Genomic DNA, 11,044 nt, shown 5'->3' with positions numbered 1-11,044 from the left:
TTAAAAGAGACGGGGGGTGGTCGGGTCGGGGCTGGGATCGGTCGGACGCGGCGTACCACCGCTGTCACCACCGCCGTTGCCGTTCCCCCCACCGTTGCCGTTGCCGCCGCCGCTCCCGGAGGACTCGCCACCGCCGCTCGGCGTGCCCGGCGGCGGGTTCACCGTTCCGTCGTCCTCCGGCGACTGGGAGGTTCCGGCCGTCTCCTGGCCGCCCTCTGAGTCCTCCGGGGTGCCGTCCGGTGTCTCCTCGCGCTCGGTCCCGTCGCGCTCGCCGCCGTCCTCGTCGCCCTCGTCCTCCCCGTCACGGTCAGGGTCGGTGGAGCCCTCAGCCGAGTCGGCGTCGGCCTCCGGCGCGGAGCCGGGGTCGTCGACTCCGGTACCCGGACGCACATCCGGGGTCTGGCCGGCCTCACCCGAGGTGAGCCCGAGGGTCACCACGGTGCCCAGGACGGCCGCGAGCAGCGCACCCGCGCCGGTGGCCACGGTGTTGCGGCGGGTGCCGATCACCGCCATCCGCCGGATACCGCGCTTCTGCTCGGCCGGCGCCGCTTCGGGGACGACCGTGGCCAGCGACTGGGTGAGGTCCTCACTGCCCTGGGGTATCTCCGCCGTCGGCGGAACCGTGGGCGTCTCCGGCACGGCCACCGGATGAGCGGCGGGCGAGGGCATGATGAGGTCCTCGACCAGCGCCAGCGCTCTCCGCCCGGCGTGGACCCCGCCGGAGTCGGCCAGGACCGCCCGGAGCGCCACCGACGCCTCCAGTTCGGCCCGGGCACGGTCCAGCTGGTCCTGGCAGATGGCGAGGATGCCCAGCTCATGGTGGAAGTACGCCTGGTCGGCGACGAAGCCCGCAGCGCGGGCGCACTCCTGACCGGTCCGCAGTATCCGCTCCCAGACGCCCCACCGCAGGGCGAGGGCGAGCTGCGGCGCGGCGGCACGGGCCAGGGTGGCGACGGCCTCGTGGTGTCCGCCGCGCTGCGCCGCGCGCGCGGACGCGAGGAGGGTCTCGGCCTCGGCCGCGATCCGGGCGGGCGGAGGCGTGGCGTCCGAGAGCCACCAGGTGTAGTGCTGGGCGACGGTGCGCGAACGCCCCTCGGCGCCCTCGGCGTAGCCGGCCGCCGCGAGCTGCTCCGCCACGCCGCCCGCCAGGCGTACGTGGTCCCCGGTGGCCGATGTCAGTCCGGCGGTGCGCAGCCGGTCGTGGTCGGCGAGCACGGTGTGGTCGCCGGTGAGGGCGGGCAGTTGGCCCGCGGCCGGGAGGGCGCCGCCGAGCGCGACCGCGAGTCGCAGTGTCTCCCGGGAGCCCTCCGGCAGGACGCCGGCCAGGGTGCTGACCAGCGCGTCGGGCTCGGGCAGCGGACCGCTCGCCCGGCCGGTGTCGCGCTGCCGCAGCAGCTCCGCGGCCTGCGCGAAGCGGAGCGGCAGTCCTTCGGTGGCGAACCAGAGGTCGCCCGTCCAGTCGGCCTCGTCGTCGGCGAGGGGCCGGCCGACCAGCGCCTCCAGCAGCTCCACGCAGGCGGTGCGGCTGAGACCGGAGAGGACGACCTCCTCCAGGCGGGCGTCCGCCGCGGCGGCCTGGGTGTCGGGGACTGCCGTCATCAGGAACGCGCACTCGGGGGTGGCGTCCAGGAGTTCGTTGAGGGCGTTGCCGCTGAACTCGACGTCGTCGATCAGGACGACGGCGCCTATGCCGCGGAGCGCGGCGTGGAGTTCGGCGGCCGCGGGGCGGTGACCGGGGCTGTGATGGGCGGCGGCGTACAGCTCGTGCTTGATGTCGGCGGCGCTGCGACGGTGACCGCTCAGCCGTATCAGGCCGTCGGGGGCGAGGTCGGCGCAGTCCTGGGCGACGGCGTCGAGCAGTGCGGTCCGGCCGCTGCCGGGCGGCCCGGTCAGCCGCACCGAGCGGCCGCGCGAGAGCAGCCGCGCCAGGCGCTCGCGCTCCTCCTCGCGCTCCAGGAGCGGGCCGCCCTCGGCCGGTGCGGCCGGGTCGGGGAAGCTGCGGCCCGACACGGGCCGACGGCCGGGCGGGCAGGACTCTATCTGGCTGCCGTCGACCGGGTTGAGGGTCAGGAGGAAGTCGCCGGCGATCAGCTCGGCGATGCGCTGTGGACCGCCGCCGGTCCCCCGGGGCTCGGGGCCGTTCGGTGCCGGGTTGTTGGGGTCCATGCTGTCAGTCCCTCGGATGCGGTGCGGTCGTCGCCGCGGGTGGTGGTCCGGGTCGGGCCGTGGGGCGGGTGACCCCAGACTAACCAGGCAGCCCGGGGCTACTGTCGTACCATCGCCGCCCACGGGCCGCGCACGCAGGGCCACCGCTGGGTCGTTTTGGTGCGGTTCGGGCGGCCGGGGGGGGGACGGACCGTCCGGAGGGTTCGGCCCCGGCCGCGCGAGGAGTTCGGGTATCGGACTCCCACGCCCGGCCGGCCGACCGCGGTCAGGGCGTGATGGTGAGGATGCGGTGGAGCCGGGTCGCGACCAGCACGCGCCGCATCCGCGGGGGCACCTCGCGGAGCACCAGCCGCCGGCCACAGCGCCCCGCGCGGCGGTGGGCTCCCATGATCACGCCCAGGCCGGTCGAGTCCCAGGCGTCGAGCTCCCGAAGGTCGAGAACCAGGTCGCCGTGGCCGGCGTCGAGGGCGTCGTGCAGCACTGTTCTGGCGTCCGCTGCGCTGCGTACGTCCAGGCGACCTCCGACCGCCAGCTCGGTGTGGTCGCCCCTGATGTGCATACGCTCTCCCCGGTGGCCCGTGGCCTGTCGTCGATGATCCGGCTGGTGGACTGTCTGTGCCGAGCTGTGTTGTCGCCGAGCTGTGTTGTCGCCGGGCGGTGTTGTCGAGGCCCCGCACGCGGCGGCCCGCTGCCCGGGCCGCCGGCGTCCGGCGTGGGGCCGGACCGTGGTGAGGCCGCCGGGTGTGCCACCGGCGCCGGGCGGCCGTCGCCGGGCCCGGGTGGTGACGGCGCCGACCGGTGCCGGACGGCGGAGGCTGGTGGCGGGCCGACGCTCCTCGCGGCGCGGCCGGCGCTCGTCTCGTGGTCTGTGGTTGTGGCGGTCGTCTGCGCCCGGCTGTCCGCAGGGACCCACCGACGGCCCCGGGGTCCGCGGTGGATCTGCGTGTCCTGCGCTGCTTCGTCGTACGTGGTGTCTCTCGGTCCTGGCGGGCGAACCGCTCGTCTCCGTCGGCTCTCCGACAATGTGCTCTCGTCAGATCTGACGGAGATACAGGCCGATAAGTTGCCGACTCGGCCAAACACGCCGCCGAATTCACCCGTGCGCGTGACACCCCGGCCAGCGCGCTGACGCGGGCAGCGACGACCCGTCACATCGTGCCGGACGGACGCGCCATCGCCGTACCCGCCCCCGCCGACGAGCGACGGGAGCGGGTGGTGGCGGTGTGGACCGATGCCGGGTACCGGGGTCGCGCGGCTCAGTAGTTGTAGAAGCCCTCGCCGCTCTTACGGCCGATCACGCCCGCGTCGACCATGCGGCGCATCAGCTCCGGCGGGGCGAACTTCTCGTCCTGCGACTCGGCGTAGATGTTCTCCGCCGCGTGGGTGAGGATGTCGATCCCCGTGAGGTCCGCGGTCGCCAGCGGGCCCATGGCGTGCCCGAAGCCGAGCTTGCAGGCGGTGTCGATGTCCTCGGCCGTGGCGACACCGGACTCACGCAGCTTGGCCGCCTCGACGACCAGAGCGATGATCAGCCGGGTGGTGACGAAGCCGGCGACATCACGGTTGACGACCACACAGGTCTTGCCCACCGACTCGGCGAACTCCCGCGCCGTCGCCAGCGCCTCGTCACTGGTCTTCACACCGCGCACCAGCTCGCACAGCTGCATCATCGGCACGGGCGAGAAGAAGTGGGTGCCGACGACCCGTTCCGGACGCCCGGTCACCGCCGCGATCTTGGTGATCGGGATAGCCGAGGTGTTGGTGGCGAGGACGGTCTCCTCCCCCACCAGCTTGTCCAGGGCCCGGAAGATCTCCTGCTTGATCTCCAGCCGCTCGAACACGGCCTCCACCACGATCTCGGCGTCCCCCGCGGCGTCGAGGTCGGTCGTGGTCGTGATCCGGCCGAGGGTCTCCGTGGCCTGGTCCGCCGTCAGCTTCTCCTTGGCGACAAACCGTTCGAGTGATTTCTCGATCCCGCCCCTGCCACGTGCCAGCGCCTCGTCGGTGACATCCCGCAGCACCACATCCCAGCCCGCACGGGCGGATACCTGGGCGATCCCGGACCCCATGAGTCCGGCACCGATGACAGCGAGCTTCCTGGCCACGTGAGATCCCTTCGCCGTTCCGTAAAGTGCCTGCGCGGAATGTAGCCGCCCGGGCCACCCCGTGGGGAGTGCTGAGACACGCGTCACGTCTCACATGGCGGACATCACACCGGCGGCTGACGGTACCGTCGCCCCATGGTCAACCTCACGCGCATCTACACCCGGACCGGCGATCAGGGCACCACCGCGCTCGGCGACATGAGCCGGACCGCCAAGACCGATCTGCGGATCGCCGCCTACGCCGACGTCAACGAGGCCAACGCCGCGATCGGCACGGCCCTCGCGCTGGGCTCGCTCGACGGCGAGGTGGCCGCCGTGCTGGTGCGGGTGCAGAACGACCTCTTCGACGTGGGCGCCGACCTCGCGACCCCCGTGGTGGAGAACCCCGAACACCCGCCCCTGCGGGTCCTCCAGAGCTACGTGGACCGGCTGGAGACCGACTGCGACCACTTCCTCGAAGGACTGGAGAAACTCCGCAGCTTCATCCTTCCGGGTGGTACACCGGGCGCGGCGTTGCTCCACCAGGCGTGCACCGTGGTCCGCCGCGCGGAGCGCTCCGCCTGGGCCGCGATGGAGGAACACGGCGCGGAGATGAACGCCCTGACCGCCACCTACCTCAACCGTCTCTCGGACCTGCTGTTCATCCTCGCGCGGGCCGCGAACAAGGAGACCGGCGACGTCCTGTGGGTACCCGGCGAGAACCGCTGACCACCCGTCACCCGGTCCGGCCCTCACCCCGGACCGCACCTCACCCCGAGCCGGAGCGCAGCCCGCCTGTGGCGGCGGAGCCCTCACCGGGCTCCCCGCCGGGCGGTGCGGAACGCGGCCACACCACGTAGCTGCCGGCGATCAGGCCGTGGACGGCCACGATCTGCAGACCACGCAGCTGCCACCCCGTCAGCGCCTCCCCCGCGGCCGAACCGTCCTGCGCGACCGCGATCAGGAACTGCAGCACGGCCGCGGCGATGACCACCGCGATGACCGTCTGCCGCCAGAGCGCCAGCTCGTGACGGGCGCGGGCCCGGCCGTACCGCGGCGGCTTCGCGGGGCGCGGCGCGCCCTGGAACCGGTGCGCCGCGTGGCCGTCCGCCCAGCGCACCAGCCGGTGTCCGTAGGCCACGGTGAAACCCAGGTAGAACGCGGCCAGACCGTGCGCCGCAGAGGGTTCACCGCCCCGCGCGAGATCAGCCGCGGTCGCGGACAGCAGCAGCAGGTCGATCAGCGGTACGCACAGCAGCAGCGCGCCGCCCAGGCGCGGCATGCGCAGCGGGTAGCGGGCGGCCAGTCCGGCCGCCAGCACCAGCCAGAAGCCGACCTCCGCGGCGGCGATCAGGGCGATGATCATCGTGCACTCCTCGGTTCCCCACCGAGGATGCCGTGGACAGCCCCGTCGGGGCGTCGTCGCGGGTGATGATCCCGCACGGGCGCACTGCGACCTTCGATGTACCGGGCCCGCCCGCCTCCCGTGACCCGCTCGACCCTGGAGCGCCCCTCGCGCGCGTCGTCTCCGCGCCGGTCGGACCGTACCGCCGCACACGGCAGGATGGCGGGTGAACGCCGAACCTCGGACTCCGGCCGCCCCGGCCGTGGAGGAGATCGAATGACGCCGAACGGTCCCGATCGCCGCGCGGATGACGAGGGTCCGGTCGCGGTGTTCGCCGCGTGGATGCGGGACCTCCACCGGGAGGCCAGGAAGCCCAGCTACACCGAGATCGTGCGCAGGAGCCGAACACGGTATCCGGAGGCGACCGTCCGGGAGAGCACGATCTCGGACACCTTCAACGCCAAACGGCTCCCACGATGGGACAGCGTCGAGCCGGTCGCCTGGGTGTTGGGCGGTGACCTCATGGTCGCCGAGTGCCTGGAGCGCTGGAAACAGGCGGACGCGGCGCTCTCCGCCCAACCGCCCCAGCCGCCGCCACCTCAACCTCCCGAGCCGGTACCTCCCGCGCCGGTACCTCCCGCGCCGCCCGTGGAGCGGGAGCACACGGAGTCCGGTCCCGCGCCCGCACCGGAGCCCGGCCCGAGCGGCAAGGACGGAACAGACCGTCCGGACGGGCCAGGCAGTCCGGACGGACCAGGCAGTCCGGGCGGACCAGGCAGTCCGGGCGGCCCTGGCAGGCCACGGCGCCTGTCACGGTGGGCCCTGGCGATGGTGCTGGTCGCCCTCGGCCTGCTGGTCCACGTCTCCGGCAGGCTCACCACGGGTGACGGCGACACGGCGGCTCCCGACGTCTCGCACCCGCCCGCCTCCGCACCGGCCCCACCGGAGAGGGCGGAGGAGACGGACGGTTCCGCTCCCGAGCCGTCCGGGAGCGCCGGCGGAGCTGCCAGGGAGCAGCTGATCGCCGGCCTCCCCTGGGCGGACCAGCCCAGGGAGACCGCGTGGACGCGGGACGGCGACCTGGGGATCAACATCACCGAGGTGGGAAGCGCCCTCAGCTACTTCGTCATCACCGACACGCGCAGCTGCACCGTCACCGGCACCGGCATCGGGGAGTCCGTCGTGCTCACCGGTCCCGACGGCACGTGGACGCGGCTCATCGTCACCGATATCGGCCAGTTCGGTCCGGAGCTGACGCCCATTCCCGTGACCTTCCAGATCACCCGCGGTGAGGGCGAGAGGCCGCACGGCACGAGAAGCTGCGCCTGATCACCGGCTCCTCGCGAGCGCTCTTCCGACGACGTGCCCCACGGTGTTCCCCGGTGCTCCCGCTCTCCGGCGTTCGGTGTTGTTCGGCGTCCTTCGAGAAGCCCCACCGAACGCCCCGGAGCTGCCTCAATGAGTGGCGTCAGCCCGATCCGCACCGCTGGAAGGCGCCCGTGATGACCATTCTCGTTCTGCCGCTCGTGGGCCTCGTTCTGGGCGTACTCGGCCCGCTCCTGGCCACCGCCGTCGCCGTCCTGGCCGACGACCCCGCGCGCCGGGCGGACGCCCGGCAGGTCCTGTGCCTCCTGCTGGCCCGCCCCCTCCTCGCGCGACGCCGACCGTCCGGGCGCTGCGCCCAGCCGTTCGTCCCGGATCAGCGCCGTGGGCGCGGATGAGCCCGCGACCGGCTCGGGCCTCCGTCGGGGCGGGCCTGTTCGCGGGCGGGAGATCACCACACCCCACCCCGCACCGACGGCCCCGGAAGCTAGGAGACGAGTCCGAGGACGAGCAGCACCAGCCCGGCGGCGCCCAGCACTCCGGCACCCGCCCGGAAGCCGCGCACCTTGGTGGTCTCCGACTTCAGCAGCTCCTCCTGGCTGCGGGTGGAGACGAGGTACAGCCCGCCCTCGGACGGCGGGCCGATGGCCAGCCGTCCGCCCGCGTCGGTGGCCTCGCCGTGGACGAAGACCCGTTGTCCGGGCAGCAGCGCCCATTCCTCGTAGCGGTAGCCGATGCTGCCGGAGGAGGAGCCGAGGTTGAGCGAGAGGGAACCGACCGTGACGGTGCGTGCCCTCCGCCCGGTGGCCTGCTCGAAGTTGTCCAGCACCTTCTGCGGCTTGTCGACACCCCGCCCGGGGCTCACCTGGATCGTCCCGGTGGCGTCCTGCACCAGGAAGTCGGCGGTGCTGGTGTTCTCGGAGACGACCCGGCTGCGTTCCTGGCGCTTGCTGCGGCCCTCGCTGTCGCGCACCGTCTCCCAGTACTTGTGCGTGACCTTGTGCCGGTGCCAGACGCACTCGGTCTCGTCGAGCTGCGAGATCAGCGGGCCGCCGGCGGGCTGCGCGGTGCCGACCACCTCGCAGGCGTACCGGAACTGTCCCGGGCCGGCGGCGGAGCTGGCCGCCTGGTGCAGCTGCACCACCTCGTTCACCGGCAGTGTCTCCACCCGCGTCAGCGCGCGGGAGCGCCCCTCGGCGGAGCGGGCGGCGAAGAAACAGACCACCGCGAAGACGAGCGCGATGACACCGATCCAGATCATGGGACCCCCTTGGTCGTTCTCCACACCCACGCCGACGGCGCGCCCACGGTTCCGTGGCGCCGGTCCCCGGCCGGTGGTCACCCGGCCGGCCCTGTCCGCACGTCTCGCGGTGCCGTCCGGTGTGGTGGGCCCCAACCTATCGGGCAGCATGGGGCCCATGCCCCTCTCCCGACCGCATCGTGATGACGTGGTGATCAGCGTGGCCGGCCTGGCCGCGGGGCTGCTGACCTGGTCGCTGGGGCTGTACAACAACCCGGCGGGCGGTGAGCGCTCGGGGGCGGTGCTGCTGGTGCCGCTGGTGGTGATGGCCGGGCTGGAACTGCTGAGGCGGAGCCCTCGGGTGGCGCTGCCGCTCGCCCTGCCGACGCTGGCCGGGGACCTGCTGGCGGGCTCGCTGCTGGTGACGGTCGTGATGTTCACCGACATCGTCTACGCCGCCGCGCGCTACGGGTCGCCGCGGCTGGCCCGGTCGCTGCTGCCGCTGAGTGTGGCCGGGACGGTGGCCCTGACGGTCGGCTTCCTGGTGGCGTACCGGCAGGCGGAGGCGCTCCTCGTCGGCGCGGTGTTCGCCCTGATCACGCTGGCCCCGGCGTCCACCGGGGTGATCGTGCGCCACCACCGTGACGTGGCGACGGCGGAGCGGCTGCGGGCGGAGCAGACGGCGCTGCTGGCGGAGATGGACCGCACCCAGGCGGTGACGGCCGAGCGGGCCCGGATGGCACGGGAACTGCACGACGTGGTGGCCAACCACCTGTCGGCCATCGCGATCCACTCCAGCGCGGCGCTCTCCCTGGACGACCGGGACACCAGCCACCGCGCGCTGACGGTGATCAGGGAGAACAGCACCCAGGGCCTGGCCGAGATGCGGCAGCTCATCGGCATCCTGCGCGAGGAGGAGCGGGAGGGCGGTGACAGGTCGCCGGTCTCCCCCACCCTGGACGGGCTGGACGCGCTTCTCGACCACGCGCGAGCGGGTGGCGCGGCGGGCGGCCTGCGGTTCGTGCTGGAGGAGGCGCCGGAGCGGGGCGTCCGGCTGCCCGCGCCGGTGGAGCTGGCGGGCTACCGCATCGTGCAGGAGTCGCTGACCAACGCGGTGAAGCACGCGTCGCCGGGGACGGTGGCGGTCCGGGTGCGGCAGGCCGGCGGAACGCTGGAGGTCACCGTGACGAGCGCCTGCGCGGCGGCGGCCCGTACCCCGGCGGTGCCGGGGGCGGGTGCCGGGCTGCTCGGGATGGCGGAACGGGCCGAGCTGCTGGGCGGTACCTTCGGGGCGGGCCGTCACACCGAGCCCGACGGATCGGTGCGCTGGCGGGTCCGGGCGGTGCTGCCGACGGGGCCCGATGCCGTGGGTGACGGCCCGGTGGACGCTGACGAGGGGGGCCGGAGCCGGTGAGCGGGACGATTCCGTCGCGGGACGGGGAACGACCGGGGGACGGGGAACGACCGGGCGACGGGCGACAGCCGGGGGACGCGGAACAGCCACTCGGCGAGCGGCCACCGCCGCCGGCGGGCACCCCGCTGCGCGTGGTGGTTGCCGAGGACCAGTCCTCGGTGCGCGCCGGACTGGTGCTGATCCTGGAGAGCGCCGACGGCATCGACGTGGTCGGCGAGGCCGCCGACGGGGAGCAGGCCGTCGCGGTGGCCCGGGAGCTGCGGCCCGACGTGGTGCTGATGGATGTCCAGATGCCCCGGCTGGACGGGGTCGCCGCGACCCGGCTGATCGCCGGGGAGCGGCTGGCGGACGTACTGGTGCTGACGACGTTCGACATCGACGCGTATGTCTTCGGGGCACTGCGGGCGGGCGCGGCCGGTTTCCTGCTGAAGGACGTGGAGGCGACCGAACTGATCGCGGCGGTCCGGGCGGTGGGGCGCGGCGCTGGGATGATCGACCCGTCGGTGACGCGGCGGCTGATCCAGGAGTTCGGCCGTGGGCCGGCGGCCGGGTCGGCGGCGGGCGCCGAGGAGCGTGAGCGGCGGCTGGCGCCGCTGACCCGCCGGGAGCGGGCGGTACTCGAACAGGTCGGCCTGGGGCTCTCCAACGCGGAGATCGCCGCGCGGCTCTCGATGGCCGAGGCGACGGTGAAGACCCATGTCAGCCGCGTTCTGGGCAAGTTGGAGCTGCGCGGCCGGGTGCAGGCGGCGATGCTCGCGCGGGAGCTCGGACTCGTCTGACATCCGCCCCGCGAGGGGCTGACGCGGGCCGGCGGCGACGGAGCTTTGGTGGGCCTGGTGTGCGCCTTAAGCGCGCCTTAACCGGCCACCAATCCGTTCACGCACCCTTGCCCATTGGTCCAGACCTCCCTAGTGTCCGGATCCGAACGGTGGGACCGGCGTTGCCGATCCCACCGCGCTGCGTCACGTCCACCCCTCCCGTTACGGCCCTCGGCGGCCGGATCGAGCCAACAGGAGCAGCGTCTTGAGCAAGGCGACACACACCAGAAGAGCCACCCGGCGCAAGCTGATTGCCGCGGCGGCGGCGCTGACGATCCCGATCGGGGGCGTCGTCGCCCTGAGCGGCACCGCTCAGGCGGCCGGCGACGTCACCGCGGAGTTCAGCAAGGGGTCCAGCTGGGACTCCGGTTTCAACGGCCAGTGGACCATCCACAACGGAACGGACACCGCCCTCGACGGCTGGACTCTGGAATGGGAGTTCCCCGAGGGCACCGAGGTGACCTCGCTGTGGAACGGCGCGCTGAGCCAGTCCGGCAACAGCTACACCGTGACCGCCGAGGACTGGAACGGCGCGCTCCAGCCGGGTGCGTCGCTCACCGTGGGCTTCGGCGCCAGCGGGACGGGCGAGCCGGCGGGCTGTCTGATCAACGACAACCCGTGTTCCGGCTCGGGCGACCCCACCGACCCCGATCC

At 73.5% G+C, this 11,044-nt stretch carries 11 protein-coding genes; 6 read left to right on the top strand and 5 right to left on the bottom strand.

Features of this window, described 5'->3' with window-relative positions; all coding sequences use genetic code 11:
• The 3 genes from E0D90_RS18595 to E0D90_RS18585 all read right to left on the bottom strand — a co-directional run bounded on the left by E0D90_RS18595 (nt 1) and on the right by E0D90_RS18585 (nt 4,271).
• The gene (locus E0D90_RS18595; protein WP_130799316.1) at nt 1-2,166 is read right to left on the bottom strand and encodes an ATP-binding protein; all 2,166 of its coding nucleotides are present in this window, start codon (nt 2,164-2,166) and stop codon (nt 1-3) included.
• Between the two features lie 265 nt (nt 2,167-2,431).
• Nucleotides 2,432-2,725 (bottom strand): STAS domain-containing protein, encoded by a 294-nt coding sequence (locus E0D90_RS18590; RefSeq protein ID WP_103502162.1) that lies wholly within the window; start codon nt 2,723-2,725, stop codon nt 2,432-2,434.
• Nucleotides 2,726-3,422: 697 nt separating this feature from the next.
• Nucleotides 3,423-4,271, bottom strand: coding sequence for a 3-hydroxyacyl-CoA dehydrogenase family protein (locus E0D90_RS18585; protein WP_130799315.1), 849 nt, complete (start codon nt 4,269-4,271; stop codon nt 3,423-3,425).
• Nucleotides 4,272-4,406: 135 nt separating this feature from the next.
• On the opposite strand from E0D90_RS18585, the gene E0D90_RS18580 reads away from it, so the two are divergent.
• Nucleotides 4,407-4,979 (top strand): cob(I)yrinic acid a,c-diamide adenosyltransferase, encoded by a 573-nt coding sequence (locus E0D90_RS18580; protein ID WP_130799314.1) that lies wholly within the window; start codon nt 4,407-4,409, stop codon nt 4,977-4,979.
• A gap of 40 nt (nt 4,980-5,019) precedes the next feature.
• On the opposite strand, the gene E0D90_RS18575 is transcribed toward E0D90_RS18580, so the two are convergent.
• On the bottom strand, nt 5,020-5,616 hold the full coding sequence (locus tag E0D90_RS18575) for a hypothetical protein (protein ID WP_130799313.1): 597 nt from the start codon (nt 5,614-5,616) through the stop codon (nt 5,020-5,022).
• A 255-nt stretch (nt 5,617-5,871) separates the two neighbouring features.
• Here E0D90_RS18575 and E0D90_RS26665 point away from each other — a divergent pair, with 255 nt between their 5' ends.
• Nucleotides 5,872-6,924, top strand: coding sequence for a hypothetical protein (locus tag E0D90_RS26665; protein ID WP_157996889.1), 1,053 nt, complete (start codon nt 5,872-5,874; stop codon nt 6,922-6,924).
• 173 nt (nt 6,925-7,097) lie between these two features.
• On the top strand, nt 7,098-7,316 hold the full coding sequence (locus E0D90_RS18560) for a hypothetical protein (RefSeq protein ID WP_130799311.1): 219 nt from the start codon (nt 7,098-7,100) through the stop codon (nt 7,314-7,316).
• An 89-nt stretch (nt 7,317-7,405) separates the two neighbouring features.
• On the opposite strand, the gene E0D90_RS18555 is transcribed toward E0D90_RS18560, so the two are convergent.
• Entirely contained in the window at nt 7,406-8,179 is a 774-nt protein-coding gene (locus E0D90_RS18555) for a GIDE domain-containing protein (protein WP_130799310.1), read from the bottom strand.
• A 157-nt stretch (nt 8,180-8,336) separates the two neighbouring features.
• On the opposite strand from E0D90_RS18555, the gene E0D90_RS18550 reads away from it, so the two are divergent.
• From E0D90_RS18550 to E0D90_RS18540, 3 genes are all read left to right on the top strand, one after another.
• Entirely contained in the window at nt 8,337-9,572 is a 1,236-nt protein-coding gene (locus tag E0D90_RS18550) for a sensor histidine kinase (RefSeq protein ID WP_130799309.1), read from the top strand.
• Between the two features lie 125 nt (nt 9,573-9,697).
• Nucleotides 9,698-10,351, top strand: coding sequence for a response regulator (locus E0D90_RS18545; RefSeq protein WP_103504563.1), 654 nt, complete (start codon nt 9,698-9,700; stop codon nt 10,349-10,351).
• A 244-nt stretch (nt 10,352-10,595) separates the two neighbouring features.
• Nucleotides 10,596-11,044: cellulose binding domain-containing protein (locus E0D90_RS18540; RefSeq protein ID WP_174856224.1), on the top strand; the 449-nt coding region annotated here is incomplete at its 3' end.

The organism is Streptomyces otsuchiensis (assembly GCF_004305975.1).
Classification (GTDB): domain Bacteria; phylum Actinomycetota; class Actinomycetes; order Streptomycetales; family Streptomycetaceae; genus Streptomyces; species Streptomyces otsuchiensis.
Note: the sequence above shows the minus strand (reverse complement) of the source record. Positions and strands in the feature narration are given on the sequence as shown.